The sequence below is a fragment of the Vibrio sp. T20 genome (genome assembly GCF_007858795.1).
GTDB lineage: Bacteria > Pseudomonadota > Gammaproteobacteria > Enterobacterales > Vibrionaceae > Vibrio > Vibrio satsumensis.
Map to the genome: position 1 here is coordinate 36,528 of NZ_VFEB01000080.1, position 23,606 is coordinate 60,133.

The following is a 23,606-nucleotide window of genomic DNA, read 5'->3' on the forward strand; positions in this document are numbered from 1 at the left end:
TGTTCGGTATTAAGCAGTGATAATGTTACAAGTATAAGAATAGGCGGGATTTTTTTGTTTGTGTAATCAAATTGTAAATTTTGGACAAAAAAAAGCCCGTCTAAAACGGGCGAATAGTCACAGATGCATTACACAAAAGTGGATACTGATGTTACTCAGTGGATTCACTTGTACTGATTTGCTTAATAGCTAGTCAGTAAATTCACAATAACGCAAATTTAACTTTGTGACTACTTATGCTTTTATTTTGATTAACTATTTAATGTTGGCGTGTTTTTCTTATGACGAGCTTCACACTAAATATGTATCTAATGAAAAATTTAAAGAAGGTTTGCGATCAATTACGTCTTAGAATGGATCATCGACTGATCTCTGCAACGATTGGCGCGCATAACGCCATAAGATCCTCGAGATCAAGTGCAACACCTGCCATTCGATCACCGGAGCTAATGGTCACGGTTGAGTTGTTCTGAATGGAAGGATCAAAAATGATCGGCATGTGCCTCTTTAGAGCAAGCGGACCGACACAACCAACCTTAAAGCCGGTGATGGATTCCACATCGGTGAGTGATACGCAGGTCATTCGACGGCAATTCAGCACTGAGCGTACTTTCTTGGGATCGACAGAGCGATCGCCTGCTGTACAGGCCAACGCATATTGGTTTCCCATATCCTTGAGCAGGATGCACTTCACCATTTGAGATGGGTCGATGCCTCGCTCTTGCGCGGTTTCTTCAATGTTAGTGGTTGGTTTGCTTTGCATCAGCAGGCGATAATCCACCTGCTGTTGATCTAGCCATTGTGTAATCAGTGTTTCCACGTGATTACTCGTCTTCGAGGCTGTAAGGCAGTGGCAGGATATTCCATACTTGATCAGGTTGCGCAGTCAATCGAAGCTGAACATCTTTATCAAGGTTGTTTGGCAATACCATCAAACCAATCGCTTTGTTATCAGCAAATTGATATACGTTTAATAATCGACCTGCACCACGCCAGTTCTCACCCACGCTGCGCTCTAGTTCAATAGGGTTCTCTAGAGACAATACTTCTGCTGTTGTTCCTGAAACAATGCGCATCTCACGCTTGTTCATGCCACGGTATTTAGCACGAGCTACTGTTTCTTGACCTGTGTAACAGCCTTTTGAAAAGCTGATACCGCCAATCGCTTGCAGATTAAGCGCTTGAGGAATGTGCTCGTTTTGCTCTGCTTTCGATAGGTTCGGTTGAGCATCAATAATTTCATGATATTGCCAAAGTGCTTCTGATACTTTTTCTGCTGAGCTACTCGAGATTATGGTTGCTGCAGCTTCTTCTGTAATAAGCAGCGCCCAACGATTGTCAGAGACTTTAACCGCGCTACCACCAGAGATAGTACGCACATTACCTTGGCTTTCTGAAATAGAATCAATGTATTGATCCGCAGACGCGCCCATCACACCGATAACAACATCTGTCGTTTGTTCAATATCAACCTTAGAAAACACAGCGTATTTTTTGATTTCAACGAGCTCGACTTCAATCGCAGATTTAGGCTGCATGAGTGCGTAACCGCCATTGTGATGGAACAGGCGGAAGATGCTCCATACCTTTCCTTTTGCATCACAGTGTGCGCCTAACGTGGATTCATCATTAGGAAGAGTGACGACATCGCACGTTACTTGACCCTGTAGGTACGACTTTCTGTCATCGCCTATCATGGTGATTGCGCTCCAGTCTGACACGTGTGTCATCATCAGTTCTGGAAGCGATTCATTTTGCGTATGAGCGAGTGGCTGAAATGTGTTTTTCCAATCCATTTTATCTTTCCTAAGAATTTTATTTGGCTCTATGTTAATCCGGTTCTGTTTCTTTGTCAGCCTAGGTTTTTTTGTGAGCTTAGATAGGGACTGTGACTCACATAGTAGTTGCAGGGCGTATGACTTGTTACACTCCGAGAAAGAAAATTATAGGTGAGGATAGCCAATGTACACTGCAGAGCAGAAAGCACGAATTAAATGGGGTTGCCGTCGCGGCATGTTAGAACTTGATGTAGTCATCATGCCATTTTTCGAAGAGTGTTTTGATTCATTGCAAGAGCAGGAGCAGCGCGAGTTTGTTTCTCTATTAGAGTGTGATGACCCAGATTTGTTTACTTGGGTAATGGGACACGGACGCAGTGAAAACCTAGGTCATGCATCAATGGTTGATAAAATTGTCGCACACAACCTCAGCAAGGTTCGTTAAGCTTCAGCTTAACCCTTCGTATTCCGCATTATTTGCAAAAGGCACTATTTTTGGGTGCCTTTTGTTTTTCATCGTCCTGTCTTCTATTCCACTTGCCGCCAGCCTTTATTGCTTAGCTTTAATGATCCGCTTGTTCAGAAACAACCATGTGACTCTAAACAGCGCCCATGGGAAGTTTGATTACAAAGAGGATGGTGATATTCGACTCAATGAGCGAACTTACCGACTCAAGTCTGTTGATAAGATCTGGGCGCAGTTCTTTGTTAAATTGCAGTTTGAGTGCGGGCACTCGGTATTGCTTTGGCGCGACAGCTGTTGCGAGCATGAATATCGTCACTTTCTGGCGAACTTACAACGAGCACGCTAGATAAAAGAAAACGTTAGACAAAAGAAAAGGGAGCACTCAGCTCCCTTTCGTTTAATTATTTTTTGCTGACGGCTAATTAGCTAATCACGTTTAACCAATTATTATGCTTGGCGTTTCTCTGGCGTCAGAATCGTTGGGCCACTGTCTTCTGCAAGTTCAGGGTAATCCAACGTGTAGTGCAGGCCGCGGCTCTCTTTGCGCTGCATTGCACAACGAACCATTAGCTCTGCCACTTGTAGCAAGTTACGCAGTTCTAATAGGTTATTCGAAACCTTGAAGTAGCTGTAGTACTCATGAGTTTCTTGCTGCAACATTTGAATACGGCGCAGTGCACGCTCTAGTCGCTTATCCGTTCGAACAATGCCCATGTAATCCCACATGAATAGACGTAGCTCGTGCCAGTTGTGCTGAATGATAACTTCTTCATCACTGTTAGTGACTTGGCTTTCATCCCACGCTGGCAGTTCTGCACACAGTTGAGATTGGTCGATGTTCTCAACGATATCTTTTGCTGCTGCCCATGCGTAAACCACACACTCAAGCAGTGAGTTAGAAGCCATACGGTTTGCACCGTGTAAGCCGGTATAGCTCACTTCGCCAATCGCATACAAGTTAGTGAGATCGGTTTGACCTTGCTTATTAACCATTACACCACCACAAGTGTAGTGCGCAGCCGGTACGATAGGGATCGGCTCTTTAGTCATGTCTATACCCAAGTCCATCAAGCGAGTGTGTATCATTGGGAAATGCGCAGTGATGAATTCTTCAGGCTTGTGGCTGATGTCTACATACATACAGTCTGCGCCTAAACGCTTCATTTCGAAGTCAATCGCACGAGCAACCACATCACGAGGCGCCAGTTCACCACGCTCGTCGAAGTCCTTCATGAATCTTGAACCATCAGGGCGACGCAAGTAAGCGCCTTCACCACGCAATGCTTCCGTCAGAAGGAAGTTACGCGCTTCTGGGTGGAATAGACATGTTGGGTGGAATTGGTTGAATTCGAGGTTTGCGACACGACAACCTGCACGCCAAGCGATAGCAATACCATCACCTGAAGAGACATCTGGGTTAGAGGTGTACTGGTAAACCTTTGAAGCGCCACCTGTTGCTAATACAACAAACTTAGCGCGCACGGTTTCAACGTGCTCTTGGTTGCGGTTCCAAATATAGGCTCCGATAACCTTGTCTTTCGAACCACCAATCTTATCTTCAGTGATTAAATCCAGCGCATTGTGGCGCTCGAAGATCTCGATATTTGGGTGGTTGTTGACGTTATCTTGCAGCGAGGTTTGCATCGCCATGCCGGTTGCATCGGCAGCGTGCAGGATTCTGCGGTGACTGTGGCCACCCTCTCGAGTGAGGTGATATTTTGGTTGGCCTTCTGTGCTGTTCTCATCTTTATCAAATGGAACACCACCATCAATCAGCCATTGCACACACTCTTTAGCATTTTCAGCAATGAATTGAACTGTATCTTCTTCACATAACCCAGCCCCAGCAATTTGAGTATCCTCTACATGAGACTCAATACTGTCCGACTCATCGAACACCGCGGCGATACCACCTTGTGCGTAATACGTCGATCCTTCGCTGCGTGGTCCTTTGCTTAATACAATTACTTTTGCATGTTCTGCTACGCGTAAGGCTAATGACAAGCCTGCCGCACCACTTCCTACCACTAATACATCACACTGATGTTCACGGTTTGCGTTCATAAAACTTATTAAATCCCGGGCTATAGTCGAGTTGTCCACTCTCAATTGACTTTGTCTTGTTTTAGGAGTTTGGGGAAGACTGTTATAATCTCTCCAGAGTCATCCTTAAACGCTATGCAAAATCAATATATAGACAGCTATCTAGAAATATTTAATTGCTCAATACCATTGCTTTTGCTCAAGTTTCCCCAAATTGATAGGGATAGCTATTTTTATTACATCACATTGTGAAACAATAATGGCAAATAATTTTAAGAAAGTTGGAACTTTCGGTATTTGGCTTAGTCACAATAGTGCTCTTGTAGACGGTGGTGTCAATACTACATTTCGCATAATTAGTACCCATATCTGTGAAGGTGAGGGTTATAACAATAGGAGTACCCGCTCGAATGAACGAGCAGCTAACCGATCAAGTGTTGATTGAGCGAGTTCAGAGTGGAGATAAGCAGGCATTTAACTTACTAGTGGTTAAGTATCAAAACAAAGTTTGTAATCTTATCTCTCGATACGTGAATAATTCCGGTGATGTACCTGATGTAGCACAAGAAGCTTTTATTAAAGCTTACCGCGCGATACCTAACTTTCGTGGCGAGAGTGCCTTCTATACATGGTTGTACCGAATTGCCGTGAACACCGCTAAAAATCATATCGTTGCCCAAAGCCGTAGGCCGCCAGCAACAGATGTAGATGCAGAAGATGCAGAATATTACGAAACTGGCAGCGCGTTAAAAGAAATATCGAACCCTGAGAACTTAACGCTGTCAAAAGAATTGAAACAAGTCGTTTTTGGAGCGATTGAAGCGCTACCAGAAGACTTAAAAACTGCAATGACGTTGCGTGAGCTCGAAGGTTTGAGCTACGAAGAGATTGCAGAAGTAATGGATTGCCCTGTAGGAACCGTACGTTCGCGTATTTTCCGAGCTCGTGAAGCGGTGGAAAAGAAAATTAAACCTCTTTTGCAACGCTAGAACTTGTAATAATTATGGTGAAAATAATGGCTGATAAAGAAAAGCTTTCGGCACTCATGGATGGTGAAACGATCGATAAAGTTCTCATTGTAGATCTCGAATCCGATCAAGAAAGCATGGATACCTGGCAGAGTTACCATTTAATTGGTGATGTTATGCGTGGGGATGCGCCAGAAACTCAAGATTGGAACATTGCTAACAATGTGGCAGCAGCGCTTGAAGCTGAGCCTGCACATAGTGCAATGCCGAACCTGCACCAAGTGAATGTTGAACCTACTGTTGCTCCAATTGAAGAGCAGCCTAAACCTCAGCAAGCGAAGCGTCAGCTTCCGGCTTGGTTACAACAGTTTGGACAAGTTGCCGTGGCAGCGTGTGTTTCATTAGTGGTTGTATTAGGTGTTCAACAATATGGTGGCAGCGACCCTGCAGCACCAGAGCAGTTGCCTGTACTCCAGACGATTCCATTTGCGGGTTCTGCGGAACCAGTAAGCTTAACGCGTGACTCTGTTGAAAAGCAGGCATCGGAAGCTAACTTGCAAGAGCAGCGTAAACGCGTTCATGCAATGCTAGAAGATTATGAGCTGCAGCTAAGACTTAACAGTGATGCATCGCCAATGCAAGATGCACATCTAGAATCGGACATTGAATGAAGAAAATCCTGGTCAGTGCACTGACACTGTTCAGCTTGATGTCTCCAACAGCCTTTGCAGAGGAACCTACTGCAAAGGCCTTGTTGCATCAAATGAACGAGGCCAGTCAGCATCTAAATTACGAGCTCTCTTACATATTGATAAAGAAGAGCAGTATTGAACCTCTACTTTATCGTCATGCCGTTAACGACGATCAACAACTTGCACACCTTGTTTATCTGAGCGGCCCGGTTCGTGAAGTCATTCGACGTGGCAATGAAGTTAGTTACATCGAACCGGGTACTGAGCCATTTACTATTCAATCTGGCAGTATGGTTGCACCTGTCATTCCGATGATTAACCGAGATATTGACTCTCTGAACCAGTACTACGATTTTGTAAAAGTTGGACGCTCTCGTGAAGCGGGAAGCACCACTCAAGTATTACGCGTCGTGCCAAAAGATGGCCTTCGTTACTCCTACGTAGTTTGGGTCGATGAAAAAACCAGTCTTCCTTTGCGTGCCGATCTTTTGGATCGTGACGGTGAAGTGCTTGAACAGTACCGCACTATTTCTTACGTGGTGAACGATAAGATTGCAGAGGCAATGGGGGGATTGAACCAAGCTCAATTGCCGAAAGTCTTATCATTGCCGGAAGGCTTAGTGAGTGAAACTAACTGGCAGGCCTCTTGGATTCCTGAAGGGTTTAAGTCAAAAGAGCTTAGCCGTTATCAAATGGCAGCGACAGATAAAATGGTTGAAAGCCAGCTTTTCAGTGATGGATTGTTTAGCTTTTCGGTTTATATCGCCGATAAAGACGAACATTCATTGAAAGGGCAGTTGGTACGTCAAGGGCGTAGAACCTTGCATAGCTTAGTGATTGGCGACAAAGAAATCTCTGTGGTTGGTGACATTCCGCCTGCAACTGCAAAGCGTATTGCTCAGTCAGTTACATTCAATAAATCGGTACCAGCGCAATGATGACCGCGTTGGCGACCGTTAGCTCAGTTGAACAAAAAGGTAAGCAATATTTTGTTCAACTGAGCTGCGAACAACAAACCAGTTGTAGCAGTTGCTCTTCTCAAAAAAGTTGCGGCACGGGTATTGTGACCAAGGCAGTTGGCAATAAATCTTTGTTTTGGCAGCTTAAAACTAAAAGCTTAGTCAAAGCTGGGCAAATCGTAGAAATTGGCTTTCCTGAAAAAAGCCTACTTCAGTCGGCAGCCATCGTTTATCTAATCCCACTTTTCATGCTGATGATTGGTGCTGGTTTTGGACAACTCTTGTTGCAACCCTTACTTCAAGGGGGCGAGGGTATTGTTATCTTAAGTGCAGCACTGTTTACCGCTGGTGGGATTGCCTTAGCGAAGCGGTTAGCCAAACCCATGGAAGACAAATCCAAGCAAGAAGTCGTCTTGATTCGAATCCTAGGTGAGTCTCTCGTCTAATTTATGATGCTTCTTGCCCTTAAATTGGGTAGAATCTGCCAACTTGATTGAAATGCCGCCACCAATGCTGAGTGTAGATTGGACGCGTCGCGGCTTTCTTATTATCCCTATTCAAAGAGTTTAGTCACACCAAGCCTATGAAGCACATTCGTAATTTTTCGATTATCGCCCACATCGACCACGGTAAGTCGACCCTTTCTGACCGCTTAATCCAAGTTTGTGGAGGATTAAGTGAACGTGAGATGGCAGCTCAAGTCCTCGATTCTATGGATATAGAACGCGAGCGTGGTATTACAATTAAAGCGCAGAGTGTGACTTTAGATTACAAAGCTAAAGATGGTGAAACTTACCAACTTAACTTTATCGACACTCCTGGACACGTAGACTTCTCTTACGAAGTATCTCGTTCTCTAGCTGCTTGTGAAGGCGCACTACTTGTAGTGGATGCTGGCCAAGGTGTTGAAGCACAAACTCTAGCAAACTGTTACACAGCAATTGAAATGGAACTGGAAGTAGTGCCAATCTTGAACAAGATTGACTTACCTGCAGCTGAACCAGAACGTGTTGCTGAAGAAATCGAAGAGATCGTTGGCATCGATGCGATGGAAGCGACTCGCTGTTCTGCGAAAACCGGCTTGGGTGTTGATGATGTTCTAGAAAACATCGTAACGGCCATCCCGCCACCGGAAGGTGATCCTGAAGCGCCTCTACAAGCGTTGATCATTGACTCTTGGTTCGATAACTACCTTGGCGTAGTTTCTTTGGTTCGTATTAAAAACGGTAAGCTGAAGAAGAACGATAAGATCAAAGTAATGTCGACAGACCAAGTATGGGGTGTTGACCGTCTAGGTATCTTCACGCCTAAGCAAATCGATACTACAGAGCTAAATACTGGCGAAGTAGGTTGGGTTGTTTGTGGTATTAAAGACATCCTAGGTGCACCAGTTGGTGATACGTTGACGCTTGCAAAGGGCGGCAGCACTGAACGTCTACCTGGCTTCCAAAAAGTGAAGCCTCAGGTATACGCAGGTCTATTCCCTGTATCATCTGATGACTACGAAAACTTCCGTGACGCGTTAGGCAAGCTAAGCCTGAACGATGCGTCACTGTTCTTTGAACCAGAAAGTTCAGCAGCACTTGGTTTTGGTTTCCGTTGTGGCTTCTTAGGAATGCTTCACATGGAGATCATCCAAGAGCGTCTCGAGCGTGAATACGACCTAGATCTAATCACGACTGCACCAACAGTTGTGTATGAAGTTGTAAAAACAGATAAAACGGTTCTTTACGTTGATAGCCCGGCTAAACTGCCAGCGGTTAATGACCTAGAAGAAATTCGTGAACCAATTGCACGCTGTAATATCCTGGTACCTTCGGATTACCTAGGTAACGTAATCACACTGTGTGTTGAGAAGCGTGGCGTACAAGTAGACATGGTTTACCACGGTAACCAAGTTGCTGTGACGTACGATCTTCCTATGGCAGAAGTAGTTCTCGACTTCTTCGACCGTCTGAAGTCAACGTCTCGCGGTTACGCATCATTGGATTACAACTTCCAACGCTACGAGCCATCAAACATGGTACGTGTAGACGTATTGCTGAATGGCGAAACAGTTGATGCACTAGCGATCATTACGCACAAAGATATTGCTCAGTCTCGTGGCCGTCTACTGGTAGAGAAGATGAAAGAGTTCATCCCTCGTCAGATGTTCGATATCGCGATTCAAGCAGCGATTGGTAACCACATCATTGCTCGTTCTACAGTGAAACAACTGCGTAAGAACGTAATCGCAAAATGTTACGGTGGTGATATCAGCCGTAAGAAGAAACTTCTTAAGAAACAAAAAGAAGGTAAGAAGCGTATGAAGCAGATCGGTAACGTTGAACTGCCTCAAGAAGCTTTCCTTGCAATCCTTCACGTTGGAAAAGATTAACTTTATCCAGCGGTAAACGAATAATTGAAAGTGGAAGAGTAGCTCGCTATTCTTTCACTTTCGTTATTTTTAAAGAAATGAAATTTAAGGGATATCAATGGCTAATACATTTTCGCTTATCTTAGTGATCGTAACTCTAGTGACCGGCATTGTATGGGCGTTGGAAAAGTTTGTGTGGGCGAAGAAGCGCCAGCAAAAACTTGCTGACGTTGAAGCGCAATCGAATGGCCTAGACGCTGAAACTAGCGCAAAAGTTACGGCTCAGCCTTGGTGGGTTGAGAACAGTGTGTCCATTTTCCCGGTAATTGCATTTGTTTTGATCTTGCGTTCATTCATCTATGAACCGTTTCAAATCCCTTCTGGCTCGATGATGCCAACCCTTTTGGTTGGTGATTTCATCTTGGTAGAGAAGTACGCGTACGGTCTAAAAGACCCAGTATGGCGCACTCAATTGGTAGAAATAGGCAAGCCAGAACGCGGCGATTCAATCGTATTTAAGTACCCACCTCAGCCAAACATCGACTACATTAAGCGTGTTGTTGGTATGCCTGGTGACACGATTCGCTACAGCAGTCGTAAAGAGATCTGTATTCAGGCGAAGGGTACAAGTAGCTGTGAACCAGTGAAACTAAGTAATGTTGAAGAGAGCCAATTTATTCAAGATGGTGTGCCTCTGATTCAGCTGAACGAACAGCTTGGAGACGTAGAGCACCAGATTTTAGTTAACCCATTACGCCGTGATCGTGTGCAAGCATATCAGCCTCGCAATGGTGTTAACGAATGGGTCGTTCCAGAAGGCCAGTACTTTGTGATGGGTGATAACCGTGACAACAGTGCCGATAGCCGTTACTGGGGCTTTGTCCCTGAAGCAAACCTTGTTGGTAAGGCTGTTGCTATTTGGATCAGCTTCGAGTTCGAACGCGGTTCAGACAGTGTACTTCCAACATGGATTCCTACTGGTGTGCGTTTTAATCGCATCGGTGGGATTCATTAATCGATCACATAACACATCGAGAGAGCATGAATTCTCCAATTGATAAACTAGAGAGAAAGATTGGCTATCAGTTTAATGATGCCGATCTTATCCACTTGGCGCTGACTCACCGCAGCGCCGCAGGTAAACATAACGAACGTCTTGAGTTTCTGGGCGATTCAATTTTAAGTTTTGTTATCGCTGATGATCTTTACCACCGTTTCCCTAAGGTAAACGAAGGTGATATGAGCCGCATGCGCGCAACATTAGTACGTGGTCATACATTGGCAGAACTAGGTCGTGAATTCGAACTAGGAGATTACTTAAAATTAGGTCCAGGTGAGTTGAAGAGTGGCGGTTTCCGTCGTGATTCTATTCTAGCGGATGCGGTTGAAGCGATCATCGGCGCTGTCTATTTAGATAGTGATACCGAGACGGTTCGCGGCATTATTTTAAGCTGGTACCAATCTCGCCTAGATGCTATTCAGCCTGGAGTATCTCAAAAAGATCCGAAAACTCGCCTACAAGAGTTTTTACAAGGTCGAAGAAATCCTCTACCTGTCTACACAGTGACTAATATTAAAGGTGAAGCACACAACCAAGAGTTTACGGTTGAGTGTGAAGTGGCAGGTGTGGATAAACCTGTTATCGGTAAAGGCACTAGCCGCCGCAAGGCAGAACAAGCGGCTGCTGAAACAGCATTAGAGCAACTAAGCAATGTCTGATAACAACCAAGATTTCGATATCGATGCATTCTTTTCATCTGATAGCAAAAAAACAGGCCTACCGGAAAACCAACATTGTGGCTTCATCGCTATTGTCGGTCGCCCAAACGTAGGTAAGTCGACGCTTCTGAACCATATTCTGGGACAGAAGATTTCTATTACATCACGTAAACCACAGACGACACGTCACCGTATTATGGGCGTTGAAACTGAGGGTGATTACCAAGCGATCTTTGTTGATACTCCTGGACTTCATATTGAAGAAAAGCGTGCAATTAACCGTCTGATGAACCGTGCGGCGAACAGCTCACTGAGTGATGTGAACCTAGTATTTTTCCTTGTCGATGGTACTCACTGGACTGACGACGATGAGATGGTTTTGAACAAACTGAAGAAGACTGACTTCCCAGTTGTACTTTGCATCAACAAAGTAGATAACGTTCAAGACCGTACTAACGTGATGCAACATATGATGGAAGTCTCTAAGAAGATGGACTTCATTGACGTTGTGCCAATCTCAGCGAAGCAAGGTAAAAACATTGATGTACTGCGTAAGCACGTACGTGAACATTTACCTAAAGCTACACACCACTTTCCTGAAGAATACGTGACTGATCGCTCGCAACGTTTTATGGCCTCTGAAATTATCCGTGAAAAGCTGATGCGCTTTACGGGTGACGAGCTACCATACTCAGTAACGGTTGAAATCGAACGTTTCGATTACAACCCAGATAACGATGGCTTCCACATTAATGCACTGATTCTTGTTGAGCGTACAGGTCAGAAGAAAATGGTGATTGGTAAAGCGGGCGAGAAGATCAAAACGATTGGTCGTGAAGCGCGTATCGATATGGAAGAGCTATTCGGCCGTAAAGTTTACCTAGAGACTTGGGTCAAGGTTAAATCTGGCTGGGCTGATGATGAGCGTGCACTTCGCTCGTTAGGCTACATCGACGATCTATAATATATTGAACGTCACTTTCTGAGATTAAGAAAGTTGAACTGAAGATAAATCCAAGAGAGAGTGCGAACTCTCTCTTTTTGTATCTGTAATAAGGGTGAGTGATTGAGCGAAGGGTTACAGCGATGCTTTGTGTTGCACCGTCGACCATACAGTGAGTCGAGCCTGATCTTGGACGTCTTCAGCGAAGAGTTCGGTCGGGTGACGTTGATGTCTAAAGGCGCTCGCAGCAAGCGTTCCAATTTGAAAGGTGCATTACAACCTTTTACACCGCTACTGCTTAAGTGGTCTGGTAATGGTTCGATGAAAACCTTACGCCAAGCTGAGCCGATTAGCTTGGGGCTCCCTCTCGCCGGTATCAATCTGTATTCAGCCATGTATGTGAACGAGCTAATCGGTCGTGTATTGATGGCGGAAGTGGCGATGCCAGCACTTTTTCACGACTATCTTCATGCTTTAACAGAGCTGGCGCATAATGAAAATCCTGAGCCAGCGCTGCGTCGTTTTGAGTTGGCTCTATTATCCGCTATGGGTTATGGCGTCGACTTTTTACACTGCGCGGGCACTGGTGAAGCGATTGATCCGAGCATGACTTATCGCTATCGAGAGCAGAAAGGTTTCATCGCTTCGGTGCGTCGAGACAACCTGACTTTTATGGGCGATGAACTAATCGCAATCAGTGAACGTAGGTTTATCACTAAAGAGCAGTTAAAAGCGGCAAAACGCTTTACACGCATAGCCTTAAAGCCGTATCTTGGCGGCAAACCATTAAAAAGTAGAGAGCTATTTATGCCAACAATAGCCCTCTCTAGAGCACGGAGTATTGGAAAATGAGCTCAATCCTTTTAGGCGTTAATATCGACCATATTGCAACACTACGTAATGCACGTGGTACTAAATACCCAGATCCAGTACACGCAGCTGAAATTGCTGAACGTGCGGGTGCTGACGGTATTACTATTCACCTGCGTGAAGACCGTCGTCATATCGTTGACCGCGATGTACGTATTCTGGCTGAAACTCTTCAAACTCGTATGAACTTGGAGATGGCAGTAACGGACGAGATGGTTCAAATTGCCCTCGATACTAATCCTGAGTTTGTTTGTCTGGTTCCAGAGAAGCGTGAAGAACTGACCACTGAAGGTGGCTTGGACGTGGTTGGTCAACTTGAAAAGATCAAAGCGGCGACGGAAAAACTGTCTGCTGCTGGCATTAAAGTATCTCTGTTTATCGATGCTGACCGTGAGCAAATCGACGCAGCAAAAGCGTGTGGCGCACCGTTCATTGAACTGCACACTGGCCATTATGCCGATGCTAAAACAGAAGAAGACCAACAAGACGAGCTGAAAAAGATTGCTGCAGGCGCAAGCTACGCGGACGATCTTGGTATCACAGTCAATGCTGGTCATGGTCTGACTTACCACAACGTAGCACCGATTGCGGCTCTTCCAGAGATCTACGAGTTGAACATCGGTCACTCAATCATGGGACGTGCAGTGTTTGATGGTTTGAACAAAGCCGTTGCAGACATGAAAGCCGTGATGGAAACAGCACGTAACAACGCTTAGTTTTCTAAACAGTAAGCGTTAAGTCGTAAGCGACTAATTAGTAGAATTAATAGATAGAAGTTTGGTAGTAGGGTAAACATGGCTGTTGTTGGATTAGGTACAGATATCGCAGAAATTGAACGTGTTGAAAAGGCATTGTCACGAAGTGGTGACGCTTTTGCTCAACGTATTTTGACCGATTCTGAATTTGAAGTATTCCAGCAACTTAAGCAAAAAGGGCGTTACCTTGCAAAACGTTTTGCTGCAAAAGAAGCGGCATCTAAGGCGTTAGGCACGGGCATCGCGCTTGGTGTGACCTTCCACGACTTTGAGATTTCAAACGATGAGCATGGCAAGCCAGTTCTGAGGCTGCATAAAAAAGCACGTGAAATCGCAGAGGCGAATGGTACAACATCGATTCATCTGACTATCTCGGATGAGCGTCACTACGCTGTGGCAACGGTGTTGCTCGAATCATAATTGCTTACCGATAACTACCTATTAAGGTTAATCGAAACCTAGCGTTCGATTCGCTGCTAAACAAAAAAGCAGAGCTTATATGCTCTGCTTTTTTATTGCTTTGAGTTTGAGGCTAAATCAATCTAATCACGGGCTGGTTTCAAGTAGTGAATAGCCGTCGCTTGAACCTTATCTAACTCATCCTGAAGTTCGAAAAGTTCCGGTTCAATGTCTTCAACAGAAGTACCTGAACGCAGTTCTTTCTCTATCGTCGCACACACCGATTTTAGCCTTGGTACGCCGCTGTACGAGCTGCTGCCATGCATCTTGTGGATGATGTGTATCAGCTCTTCAACTGGGTAGTCACTGTCTTCTATCGCTTTGTCTGCTGTTTCGTAAACCTCTGGGATAAAGTCGACCAGCATTTGCAGCATATCGCGTGCGAGGTCTTCTTTATTGGCGGCCTGTTTCATCGCCGCTTGCCAATCAATGATGATATTTTTGTGCACGCTGGCTTCAGTTTCTGACACTGAGCCGTTATCGATCTCAGCAGAGACTGCGGGATGGTCTGGATCTATTTTTTCGATGTGCTCAACCTCAGAGGTTGGGCTCCAATGAATCAGAACCTGTTGTAACACATGTTCTTCAATAGGCTTGGTTAGGTAGTCATCCATACCTGCGTCAAGTAGTCGGTCACGCTCCCCCATCATGGCGTGAGCAGTAACGGCAATTACAGGCGTGTTTGCATTGTTCGCCAGCTTTTTGATGTTCTGACAAGCGGTCACACCGTCCATCTGTGGCATTTGAATATCCATGAAGATGATATCAAATTGAGTTTCTGTCGCTTTGTCTATCGCCTGCTGACCACTGGTACAACTGATGACGGTTTCTACGCGTTCTTTTAGCAGCGCAGTGATCAGCTTAAGGTTGGCAGGGTTGTCGTCGACCGCCAATACCGTAAGCGGAAGCTTCTCTTCTGAATGTGTTTCAATAGCCGGTGCAATCAAGGTCGGTGCTTGATTCGATACCAGAGTTTGCAGCAACTTCTTACGAGAAAGAGGCTTAGTGATGCACTGAACATCGACCTCTTTCATTAGCTGCTCACCCAGCGCTAGCTCGGTACTTGGTGTACCAATTATCACGTTTTGAGCAATCTTCTTCGCGCCTATCGCCCAACCACTCACAGTATCAAATTGATATTCTTGGTTCGCGGCTAGGTTCAGTAGTACGTAGTCATACGAGGTGCTCTCGTCTGGCATAACCGAACGATACGTGACCACTAAGCCCTCTTGGGTTAGGATTTGCTGAGTAATTGAGGCCGCTTGCATATTTGGTTCTATAAGCAGCAGTTGTTTGTCTTGTAGACACTGAGTCTCTATTAACTCAGTCATTGGCATATCAGTCGTTGATAGTCTTAAGGTGAACCAGAAGGTTGAACCTTGGTGCAGACGACTGGTTAGGCTGATCTCTCCGCCCATTTGGCTGACCAGTTTTTGGGTGATAACCAGACCTAAGCCTGTACCACCATAGCGACGAGAGATACTTGCATCGGCTTGGCTAAAGGCTTGGAACAGCTGAGCTTGTTGACGCTCAGAGATACCAATGCCGGTATCACGAACCATGAATTGCAGCTCGATACTGTCTTCGCTTTGTGAACGAAGCTCAACGCTGATATCAATGTTGCCGCGCTCCGTAAATTTGATTGAGTTGCCAACTAGGTTGGTCAGGATCTGTTGAATACGCAGTGGATCGCCTACGACGCCCGGTGGTACTTTAGGGTCGATCTTAAGTGTCAGCTCTAGGCCTTTCTCATGAGCGTTGGTTGCTTGAAGGTTTACTACCTCTTCAAGGCTAGCTTGGAATTCAAATGGGATGTTTTCTAGAGCCAGTTTACCGGCTTCAAGTTTCGAGAAGTCTAAGATATCGTTGATGATGCTGAGCAGGTTGTTTGCCGAGCGTTCAATGGTTTGCAGGTAATCGGTTTGACTGTTCGATAGGTGAGTCTTGAGCATCTGACGAGTAAAGCCAATCACCCCATTCAGCGGCGTTCTCAGTTCGTGAGACATATTAGCCAAGAATTCAGATTTAACACGAGCTGCTTCTTGAGCGCGTTTCTTTGCAATGTCTAACTCAACGTTTTGAATCTCTAGCTGCTCAAGGGTTTCACGTAGATCGGATGTTGCTTGGTCGATACTGTGCTGCATCTCGACGTGATACTCTGACAGCGATACCGCCATCGCGTTGATACCGTTTTTCAGTGAGTCTAGCTCGCCATGCATTTTTCCTTCGATACGCACATCTAGGTGACCACGACGAATTCGGTCGACCATGTTTTTCATGTGTGTGATCGGTTGGGTTACGTCGTGCATCAAACGGAAGGCAAATACCCCAGAAAGTCCAAGACCCAGAATCAACACCAAGAACGCAGAGAACACTTCTTGATATTGCTGCAATCGAAGAGAAGATAAGTCTAATTCAATCGCAATATAACCGATCGCTTGGTTGGCTTGAGACTGACCGTTGGCTGAATTGATGTATTGGCCTTCGGCTATGATCGGCGTTCGCAGAATCAGCGTGTTATCGAGCAGGTTCGATGAGCTCAAATGCGGGATCGGTTTATCTTTCGGATAAGTCAGGCTTTCAAAGTCAGGATGAAAGTTTGAGGTTACAAACAACTCATGACGTTCATCAAACACCGCGATGCTGCGCACTAACTTAGAATTCTTCCTATGTGCATAGCTAATAAGCTGACGAACAGACTCTCGACTTTCGAGCTTCATGCCTGATTCACTCGCAATCGCAAGTGGTTCAATGATGCTAGTACCAGTGTTAACCACTTGCCCCTCAAGGTCTTGATAGCGGTTAAATGAGAAAAATGCACTCAATAGCAACCCAATAATCAGGGTTGGAGCTAGAGTTAAGGTAATTACACGGGCTCTTAAGCCATATCTGGTCATGTTCTTTAATTACATCGAGGTCTGGATATGGGAAAATAACGCACACAATGGCGGTTAAGTGAACGGTAAGCTTAATCAAAGCCGTGACGTTCGACAATGATTCCAAGACATAATAGTGAGTCCTGGATACCAATTACTTATTAAAAGATACATTAGGCACAAGCAATGGCACGTTTTTTCCAACCAAAAAAGAAAACTCAACTCGAGACCAAGCATCAATCGGTTTTGGTTGAACGAATGGATCACAATGGCGCTGGTATCGCTTATCAGAAGAATAAACCAGTTTTCATTGATGGCGCATTGCCCGGTGAGCAGGTGGTTATTCAACTTACTGAGAGCAAAAGTAAGTTTTCGCGAGCTAAGCTTATCAAGTTATTGAAGCCGAGCGGGCAGCGTTTAAAGCCGTTTTGTAAGCACTTTAATCAGTGTGGTGGCTGTCACCTTCAGCACCTCGGTTATTCTTCTCAGGTTGAGCATAAATCGCAATCTCTGACGCACCTGATGAGCCAATACCAAACGGCAAATACTGAAGTTGCACAGCCTATTATAGGTGATGAAACCGGTTATCGACGTCGCGCACGTATCAGCCTATTTGTTGATAAGAAGACACAGCAGCTTCAGTTCGGTTTCCGTAAGAAGCAGAGTAAGCAGATTGAAAACATCACAGATTGTGCCGTGCTTGATCCTCGCCTCAATGTATTGCTGCCAAAACTGAAAAATTTACTAAACACTTTCAACAACCTTACGTCTTTAGGACACGTTGAATTGGTGTTGGGCGATACTGGCCCTGTTATGGTGCTACGCCACCTCAAACCTTTGGTTGAAAAAGATGAACAAGCGCTGATAGCGTTAGCGAAAGAAGAAGGCGCGACGTTGTATTCGATGCCTGAAACCGATAAGTTGGTTCGTTTGGTTGGTGAAGCGCCAACCTATAGTGAAACGGGTGTTACCTTACCTTTCGAGCCAAACCATTTCATTCAGGTGAACCAGAAGGTCAACCAGCAGATGGTGGCTCAAGCGATTGAGTGGCTAGAACCTCAAGCGGATGAGCGAGTGCTAGACCTGTTTTGTGGTCTAGGTAACTTCAGTTTGCCTATAGCACAACAATCGGCGTTTGTGGTTGGTGTGGAAGGCGTTGATGAAATGGTTCAGCAAGCCACATCTAACGCAGCGTTAAACCAGTTAAGCAATACGGAATTTTACCAAACTAACCTTGAAGAAGACTTATCTTCACAGCCTTGGGCAAAAGAGAAATTCGATAAAGTATTGCTTGACCCGGCACGTGCGGGAGCGAGTGGGATCGTTGATCAAATTTCAGCGTTAGGAGCGAAGCGTGTGGTTTATGTTTCGTGTAATCCTGCTACTCTAGCTAGAGATTCTGAGAGCTTAGAAAAACAAGGTTATCAGTTAGCCAAATTGGGTATGTTGGACATGTTCCCGCACACCAGTCATCTAGAATCGATGGCTCTCTTTATCAAGGCTTAAAAATGAATCACAAAGGCGCAGGGAAACTTGCGCTGATATCAATATGGTCGAACTAACTTGGAACCAGTTAGTCATATTGAGTTGGGTATAAAACATAATAACTAGGAAGGCATGATGGTTGCGGTACGAAGCGCACATTTAAACCCAAGCGAACAGTTTGAGCTAGAAAGTTGGATTGCGTCACTGAATCAAGACGTAAAGACCTCGAATAAACTGATCAAAGTTTATCGTCACTGTGAAGAGCTATTAAAAGATCACGAGCAAGCATCGCTGTTGCTTTGGCGTGGCCGTGAGATGATCGAAATCTTGGTTACGCTGTCCATGGACCGTGCCACTTTAATTGCAGCACAACTTTTTCCCGTCGTCTCAAGCGGCGTTTTTGAGCGCGAAGCGTTTGAAGAAAGCTACGGTAAAGAAACCGTAAAGTTGATTGATGGCGTTGAAGAAATGGCGGCTTTAGGCCAGTTAAACGTGACTCTTGAAGGCAGCGCTGCCTCGGGTCAAGTTGATAACGTTCGTCGTATGCTACTGGCGATGGTGGATGATTTCCGCTGCGTAGTTATCAAGCTAGCTGAGCGAATCTGTAACCTTATTGAAGTAAAAAAAGCGCCAGATGCTGTACGTCGCGCGGCAGCAAAAGAGTGTTCTAACATCTATGCTCCACTGGCGAACCGTTTAGGTATCGGTCAACTTAAGTGGGAAATCGAAGATTACGCATTCCGCTATCAGCAGCCAGACACCTACAAGCAGATTGCGAAACAGCTGTCTGAGCGTCGTATCGTTCGTGAACAATACATCACAGATTTCGTTGATGATTTAACAGCAGAAATGCAGCGTTCAAACATCAATGCTGAAGTCAGCGGTCGACCAAAACACATCTACAGTATCTGGCGTAAAATGCAGAAGAAAGGCTTGGACTTCGATGAGCTTTTTGACGTGCGTGCTGTGCGTATCATCGCCGACCAGCTTCAAGACTGCTATGCCGGCCTAGGTGTGGTTCATACCAAATACAAACATCTACCAAGTGAATTTGATGACTACGTGGCGAACCCTAAGCCAAATGGTTACCAATCGATTCACACCGTGGTTCTGGGCCCTGAAGGCAAGACCATTGAGATTCAGATCCGTACCAAGCAAATGCACGAAGACTCTGAGTTGGGTGTCGCTGCGCACTGGAAGTACAAAGAAGGTGCTTCAAGCGGGCGCAGTGGTTACGATGAGAAAATCACTTGGTTGCGTAAACTTATCGATTGGCAAGAAGAGATGTCGGACTCTGGCGAGATGCTGGATGAAGTTCGTAGCCAAGTATTCGATGACCGCGTATACGCATTTACACCGCGCGGTGATGTCGTCGATTTACCTATGGGTGCCACTCCGTTGGACTTCGCTTACCACATCCACTCGATGGTTGGACACCGCTGTATCGGTGCAAAAGTAGCGGGACGTATCGTACCGTTTACCCATAAATTATCGATGGGTGATCAGGTTGAAATCATCACTCAAAAAGAACCGAACCCATCACGTGACTGGTTAAATCCAACTACAGGGTTCGTTCATTCAAGCCGGGCTCGTGCGAAGATCAATGCTTGGTTCCGTGCGCAAAGCCGAGAGAAGAACCTCGAAGCGGGTCGAGACATCCTTGAGGTTGAACTAGCGAAAGTCGGTGCAACCCTAAAAGATGCAGACCAATACGCGCTAAGACGCTTTAACGTCAACACGCCAGATGAACTCTATGCTGGTATCGGCAGTGGCGACTTGCGCATTAACCAAGTGGTTAATCACATCAATGCGTTGGTGAATAAGCCGACGGCGGAAGAAGAAGATAAGAAAGCGCTAGAGAAACTGCTTGAGTCGGAAAACAAGCCAGCACAGCAGAGTCGTCCTAAGAAAGACGCGGTAGTGGTTGAGGGCGTTGATAACTTAATGACGCACCTAGCGCGTTGCTGTCAGCCAATCCCAGGCGATGTTATTAAAGGTTACATTACGCAAGGTCGTGGTATCTCAGTGCACCGTGCTGACTGTGAGCAGTTGAGTGAGCTAAGCCTGCATGCGCCAGAACGTATTATTGATACTGTCTGGGGCAATGGCTTCGTCGGTTCTTACATCCTAACTCTGCGCGTTGAAGCGCTAGAGCGTAATGGCTTGTTGAAAGACATCACCTCACTGTTCTCGAACGAGAAGATCAGCGTGACAACAATGAAGAGCCGCATCGATTACAAGCGTCAGCTATCGGTAATGGATTTCGATTTGGAAGTGACCAATATTGAGATTCTGAGTCGAGTGACAAGTCGTGTCGAGCAGATCAAAGATGTAATGAGCGTCAAAAGACTAGGCTAGCTTTTACGTCGTACTTGGCTTTCTAACCGTGTTAACTGCACTATACTCGCTTCATCACATAGGCAAGCTATGCTCAGAAGTCTCGTAAGTTTGTTGCCTTGTTAGAAGAACCAATTACTTAGTAAAAACCGAACAATGCATTGAATGACGCGTTGGTTTAACAAGAAAAATAGAAAGGTGAGTGGTTTTAGCTGCTCACCTTTTTTAGTTTTAACAGAAGTTTTAAATTTAAAAATCAAAGACAGTGAATAGGAAGAAAAGATGAATCACCCGATTGAACAACTTGAACAGATTATGACTAAGCTGCGCGATCCAGAAGGTGGCTGTCCTTGGGATTTGAAACAAAATTTTGAAACCATTGTTCCGCATACTATCGAAGAAACCTACGAGGTGGTGGATGCGATTCATAATAAAGATTGGCCAAACCTACAAGAAGAGTTAGGTGATCTGTTGTTTCAGGTGATTTTCTACAGCCAGCTAGCGAAAGAGCAGGGGCTATTTGAGTTTTCTGATGTGGTTGATGGCATCAATGAGAAGCTAACGCGCCGCCATCCACATGTGTTCTCTGATACCGAGTTTGCGAGTGATGAAGAGATTAATGCCAATTGGGAAGCCGAAAAAGCCAAAGAAAAAGCGCAAGCAGGCAAAACTCCAGAAAGTATTCTAGACTCAATACCAAACTCTCTACCCGCGCTTTCACGTGCTACAAAGATTCAAAAACAGGTAGCGAAGTATGGCTTCGATTGGGACTCTATTGGCCCAGTGGCTAATAAGGTTTTAGAGGAAGTCGATGAGGTGCTAGAGGAAGCTCTTCAAGTGACGCCTAATGAAGATTTGGTTGAAGAAGAGTTAGGTGACTTGCTGTTTGCGACGGTCAATTTGGTGCGACATTTAGGTAAAAATCCAGAGTCGGCGCTCAATAAAGCCAATTTGAAGTTCTCACGTCGTTTTAAAGGGGTGGAACAAAAAGTTCGTCAGCAGGATAAAATTTTGAACGACTTTTCACTACAACAGCTTGATTCCATGTGGGATGAAGTCAAAGTGGCGGAGAAAAGATAACCAAAGCTTTTATCATGAATTGATTTGAAGCAAAAAATAAAAAATAGCAGTGTGATAGATTTCACGTTGTGGCGATAAGGGGCTTCTGGTATATTTTCATCCCGTCCAGAAGTAGTCCATTTCCCTCATTCAACCAATTTCAGGTTAAACATGACGACAAATTACATTTTTGTTACTGGCGGGGTTGTATCCTCTCTAGGTAAAGGTATTGCTGCAGCATCTCTTGCGGCTATTTTAGAAGCTCGTGGTCTTAAAGTGACTATGATGAAGCTTGACCCTTACATCAACGTTGATCCAGGCACTATGAGCCCGACTCAGCACGGTGAAGTGTTCGTTACGGAAGATGGCGCTGAAACTGACCTTGACCTTGGTCACTATGAGCGATTCATTCGCACCAAGATGACTAAGCGTAACAACTTCACTGCAGGTCGTGTTTACTCAGACGTACTCGCGAAAGAGCGTCGCGGTGATTACCTAGGTGCAACTATTCAGGTTATCCCACACATCACTAACTCTATCAAAGAGCGTGTAATTTCTGGCGCAGCTGGCCACGATATCGCGATCGTTGAAGTTGGTGGTACGGTTGGTGATATCGAATCTCTACCATTCATGGAAGCGATTCGTCAGCTAGCAGTAGAACTAGGCCGTGAACGCGCAATGTTCATGCACCTTACTCTAGTGCCATACCTAGCAGCTGCGGGCGAAGTTAAAACTAAGCCAACGCAACACTCTGTAAAAGAGTTGCTGTCTATTGGTATTCAGCCAGACATCCTAGTTTGTCGTTCAGACCGCAACATTCCTTCGAATGAGCGTAAGAAAATTGCTCTGTTCTGTAATGTGCAAGAAAATGCAGTTATTTCTATGCGCGATGTTGACTCTATCTACAAGATCCCTCAGCTTATTAAAGCTCAAGGCACTGATGAACTTGTATGTAAGCGTTTCGGCATTACAGCTCCAGAAGCAGACCTGTCTGAATGGGAACAAGTAATTTACGAAGAAGCTAACCCAACGGGTGAAGTGACGATTGGTATGGTTGGTAAGTACATTGAACTACCAGATGCATACAAATCAGTAAATGAAGCACTAAAACACGCAGGCTTGAAAAACCGCCTAAGCGTTAATATTAAATACGTAGATTCACAAGACGTTGAGTCTCGTGGCGTAGAAGTTTTAGAAGGCCTAGATGCAATCCTAGTTCCTGGTGGCTTTGGTGACCGTGGTGTTGAAGGTAAGATTCTTGCTGCTCAATACGCTCGTGAAAACAAAGTACCGTACTTAGGTATCTGTCTAGGTATGCAAGTAGCACTTATCGAGTACGCTCGTAACGTTGCGAAAATGGAAGGGGCACACTCTTCTGAATTCTGTACTGAAACTAAGTACCCAGTTGTTGGTCTTATCACTGAGTGGACTGATGGCGAAGGTAAAGTTGAAGAGCGTACAGAAACATCTGACCTTGGCGGCACAATGCGTCTTGGTTCACAGCTTTGTCACCTAGCTAAAGGGACGAAAGCTTACGAATTATACGGTAGCGCGACGATCCATGAACGTCACCGTCATCGTTACGAAGTGAACAACAATCTTCGTCCACAAATCGAAAAAGCTGGCCTAAAAGTATCGGGTCTATCTGCGGACAAGAAACTGGTTGAAGTCATTGAGAACCCGAACCACCCATGGTTCGTTGCTGCTCAATTCCACCCAGAGTTCACTTCAACACCTCGCGATGGTCACCCATTGTTTGCAGGTTTCGTTAAAGCGGCTGGTGAGTTCCAGCGCGGCGAGTTAGAAAAGTAAAAAGGAATACAGGTAGCTGCGTAAGTTGT

General features: G+C 45.2%; 21 protein-coding genes. 17 read left to right on the forward strand and 4 right to left on the reverse strand.

All coding sequences use genetic code 11. The annotated features are described in order from the left end of the window. Nucleotides 1–358 precede the first annotated feature (358 nt). Nucleotides 359–820, reverse strand: a complete 462-nt coding sequence (locus FTW16_RS07575; RefSeq protein ID WP_146490596.1) for an aminoacyl-tRNA deacylase — start codon at nt 818–820, stop codon at nt 359–361. A gap of 4 nt (nt 821–824) precedes the next feature. Further along, on the reverse strand, nt 825–1,796 hold the full coding sequence (gene ygfZ, locus FTW16_RS07580; RefSeq protein WP_146490597.1) for a tRNA-modifying protein YgfZ: 972 nt from the start codon (nt 1,794–1,796) through the stop codon (nt 825–827). A gap of 166 nt (nt 1,797–1,962) precedes the next feature. On the opposite strand from ygfZ, the gene FTW16_RS07585 reads away from it, so the two are divergent. Both FTW16_RS07585 and FTW16_RS07590 read left to right on the forward strand, forming a co-directional pair. Next, the gene (locus FTW16_RS07585; protein WP_004735374.1) at nt 1,963–2,223 is read left to right on the forward strand and encodes a succinate dehydrogenase assembly factor 2; all 261 of its coding nucleotides are present in this window, start codon (nt 1,963–1,965) and stop codon (nt 2,221–2,223) included. Beyond that, on the forward strand, nt 2,171–2,590 hold the full coding sequence (locus FTW16_RS07590) for a protein YgfX (RefSeq protein ID WP_315897542.1): 420 nt from the start codon (nt 2,171–2,173) through the stop codon (nt 2,588–2,590). The genes FTW16_RS07585 and FTW16_RS07590 overlap by 53 nt, the downstream gene beginning before the upstream one ends. Before the next feature lie 101 nt (nt 2,591–2,691). Here the strand turns inward: FTW16_RS07590 and nadB are convergent, their stop codons facing one another. Next, a complete protein-coding gene (nadB, locus tag FTW16_RS07595) occupies nt 2,692–4,308 on the reverse strand; it encodes an L-aspartate oxidase (RefSeq protein WP_048605812.1) in 1,617 nt (538 codons plus the stop codon). Nucleotides 4,309–4,697: 389 nt separating this feature from the next. Here nadB and rpoE point away from each other — a divergent pair, with 389 nt between their 5' ends. From rpoE to acpS, 11 genes are all read left to right on the forward strand, one after another. Continuing rightward, nucleotides 4,698–5,276 (forward strand): RNA polymerase sigma factor RpoE, encoded by a 579-nt coding sequence (rpoE, locus tag FTW16_RS07600; RefSeq protein ID WP_008223963.1) that lies wholly within the window; start codon nt 4,698–4,700, stop codon nt 5,274–5,276. Between the two features lie 26 nt (nt 5,277–5,302). Continuing rightward, complete coding sequence (locus tag FTW16_RS07605; protein ID WP_146490598.1) at nt 5,303–5,926, forward strand: sigma-E factor negative regulatory protein; 624 nt, start codon at nt 5,303–5,305, stop codon at nt 5,924–5,926. After that, entirely contained in the window at nt 5,923–6,885 is a 963-nt protein-coding gene (gene rseB / locus FTW16_RS07610) for a sigma-E factor regulatory protein RseB (protein ID WP_146490599.1), read from the forward strand. The genes FTW16_RS07605 and rseB overlap by 4 nt, the downstream gene beginning before the upstream one ends. Beyond that, on the forward strand, nt 6,882–7,352 hold the full coding sequence (locus tag FTW16_RS07615; RefSeq protein ID WP_048605807.1) for a SoxR reducing system RseC family protein: 471 nt from the start codon (nt 6,882–6,884) through the stop codon (nt 7,350–7,352). Before rseB ends, FTW16_RS07615 begins: the two co-directional genes overlap by 4 nt. 137 nt (nt 7,353–7,489) lie before the next feature. After that, nucleotides 7,490–9,283: a translation elongation factor 4 gene (gene lepA / locus FTW16_RS07620; protein WP_017059045.1), complete on the forward strand. Its 1,794-nt coding sequence runs from the start codon at nt 7,490–7,492 to the stop codon at nt 9,281–9,283. 97 nt (nt 9,284–9,380) lie between these two features. Further along, nucleotides 9,381–10,277, forward strand: a complete 897-nt coding sequence (lepB, locus tag FTW16_RS07625; RefSeq protein WP_146490600.1) for a signal peptidase I — start codon at nt 9,381–9,383, stop codon at nt 10,275–10,277. A gap of 26 nt (nt 10,278–10,303) precedes the next feature. Continuing rightward, nucleotides 10,304–10,981: a ribonuclease III gene (rnc, locus tag FTW16_RS07630; RefSeq protein ID WP_017059043.1), complete on the forward strand. Its 678-nt coding sequence runs from the start codon at nt 10,304–10,306 to the stop codon at nt 10,979–10,981. Continuing rightward, nucleotides 10,974–11,945 carry a GTPase Era gene (era, locus tag FTW16_RS07635; RefSeq protein WP_017059042.1) on the forward strand — a complete coding sequence of 324 codons (972 nt, stop codon included), beginning with the start codon at nt 10,974–10,976 and terminating at the stop codon, nt 11,943–11,945. The genes rnc and era overlap by 8 nt, the downstream gene beginning before the upstream one ends. Nucleotides 11,946–12,047: 102 nt before the next feature. Continuing rightward, entirely contained in the window at nt 12,048–12,776 is a 729-nt protein-coding gene (gene recO / locus FTW16_RS07640) for a DNA repair protein RecO (protein ID WP_146490601.1), read from the forward strand. Next, on the forward strand, nt 12,773–13,510 hold the full coding sequence (gene pdxJ, locus FTW16_RS07645) for a pyridoxine 5'-phosphate synthase (RefSeq protein WP_048664490.1): 738 nt from the start codon (nt 12,773–12,775) through the stop codon (nt 13,508–13,510). The genes recO and pdxJ overlap by 4 nt, the downstream gene beginning before the upstream one ends. A gap of 78 nt (nt 13,511–13,588) precedes the next feature. Continuing rightward, entirely contained in the window at nt 13,589–13,969 is a 381-nt protein-coding gene (acpS, locus tag FTW16_RS07650) for a holo-ACP synthase (RefSeq protein ID WP_048659396.1), read from the forward strand. Between the two features lie 122 nt (nt 13,970–14,091). Here acpS and barA read toward each other — a convergent pair whose 3' ends face one another. Further along, complete coding sequence (gene barA, locus FTW16_RS07655; protein ID WP_146490602.1) at nt 14,092–16,905, reverse strand: two-component sensor histidine kinase BarA; 2,814 nt, start codon at nt 16,903–16,905, stop codon at nt 14,092–14,094. 165 nt (nt 16,906–17,070) lie between these two features. Between barA and rlmD the strand changes: the two genes are divergently transcribed. The 4 genes from rlmD (at nt 17,071) to FTW16_RS07680 (ending at nt 23,577) form a co-directional block, all read left to right on the forward strand. Next, nucleotides 17,071–18,390, forward strand: coding sequence for a 23S rRNA (uracil(1939)-C(5))-methyltransferase RlmD (gene rlmD, locus FTW16_RS07665; protein WP_146490603.1), 1,320 nt, complete (start codon nt 17,071–17,073; stop codon nt 18,388–18,390). A gap of 114 nt (nt 18,391–18,504) precedes the next feature. Then, entirely contained in the window at nt 18,505–20,727 is a 2,223-nt protein-coding gene (relA, locus tag FTW16_RS07670; protein WP_060982689.1) for a GTP diphosphokinase, read from the forward strand. A gap of 261 nt (nt 20,728–20,988) precedes the next feature. Further along, the gene (gene mazG, locus FTW16_RS07675) at nt 20,989–21,786 is read left to right on the forward strand and encodes a nucleoside triphosphate pyrophosphohydrolase (RefSeq protein WP_146490604.1); all 798 of its coding nucleotides are present in this window, start codon (nt 20,989–20,991) and stop codon (nt 21,784–21,786) included. 150 nt (nt 21,787–21,936) lie between these two features. Further along, entirely contained in the window at nt 21,937–23,577 is a 1,641-nt protein-coding gene (locus FTW16_RS07680) for a CTP synthase (RefSeq protein WP_017063214.1), read from the forward strand. Nucleotides 23,578–23,606 lie beyond the last annotated feature (29 nt).

Excerpts from the sequence above, each read along its gene's own strand:
- ygfZ (WP_146490597.1), bottom strand. The coding sequence starts at position 1,796 with ATGGATTGGAAAAACACATTTCAGCCACTCGCTCATACGCAAAATGAA.
- FTW16_RS07585 (WP_004735374.1), top strand. The coding sequence starts at position 1,963 with ATGTACACTGCAGAGCAGAAAGCACGAATTAAATGGGGTTGCCGTCGC.
- FTW16_RS07590 (WP_315897542.1), top strand. The coding sequence starts at position 2,171 with ATGCATCAATGGTTGATAAAATTGTCGCACACAACCTCAGCAAGGTTC.
- nadB (WP_048605812.1), bottom strand. The coding sequence starts at position 4,308 with ATGAACGCAAACCGTGAACATCAGTGTGATGTATTAGTGGTAGGAAGT.
- rpoE (WP_008223963.1), top strand. The coding sequence starts at position 4,698 with ATGAACGAGCAGCTAACCGATCAAGTGTTGATTGAGCGAGTTCAGAGT.
- FTW16_RS07605 (WP_146490598.1), top strand. The coding sequence starts at position 5,303 with ATGGCTGATAAAGAAAAGCTTTCGGCACTCATGGATGGTGAAACGATC.
- rseB (WP_146490599.1), top strand. The coding sequence starts at position 5,923 with ATGAAGAAAATCCTGGTCAGTGCACTGACACTGTTCAGCTTGATGTCT.
- FTW16_RS07615 (WP_048605807.1), top strand. The coding sequence starts at position 6,882 with ATGATGACCGCGTTGGCGACCGTTAGCTCAGTTGAACAAAAAGGTAAG.
- lepA (WP_017059045.1), top strand. The coding sequence starts at position 7,490 with ATGAAGCACATTCGTAATTTTTCGATTATCGCCCACATCGACCACGGT.
- lepB (WP_146490600.1), top strand. The coding sequence starts at position 9,381 with ATGGCTAATACATTTTCGCTTATCTTAGTGATCGTAACTCTAGTGACC.
- rnc (WP_017059043.1), top strand. The coding sequence starts at position 10,304 with ATGAATTCTCCAATTGATAAACTAGAGAGAAAGATTGGCTATCAGTTT.
- era (WP_017059042.1), top strand. The coding sequence starts at position 10,974 with ATGTCTGATAACAACCAAGATTTCGATATCGATGCATTCTTTTCATCT.
- pdxJ (WP_048664490.1), top strand. The coding sequence starts at position 12,773 with ATGAGCTCAATCCTTTTAGGCGTTAATATCGACCATATTGCAACACTA.
- acpS (WP_048659396.1), top strand. The coding sequence starts at position 13,589 with ATGGCTGTTGTTGGATTAGGTACAGATATCGCAGAAATTGAACGTGTT.
- barA (WP_146490602.1), bottom strand. The coding sequence starts at position 16,905 with ATGACCAGATATGGCTTAAGAGCCCGTGTAATTACCTTAACTCTAGCT.
- rlmD (WP_146490603.1), top strand. The coding sequence starts at position 17,071 with ATGGCACGTTTTTTCCAACCAAAAAAGAAAACTCAACTCGAGACCAAG.
- relA (WP_060982689.1), top strand. The coding sequence starts at position 18,505 with ATGGTTGCGGTACGAAGCGCACATTTAAACCCAAGCGAACAGTTTGAG.
- mazG (WP_146490604.1), top strand. The coding sequence starts at position 20,989 with ATGAATCACCCGATTGAACAACTTGAACAGATTATGACTAAGCTGCGC.
- FTW16_RS07680 (WP_017063214.1), top strand. The coding sequence starts at position 21,937 with ATGACGACAAATTACATTTTTGTTACTGGCGGGGTTGTATCCTCTCTA.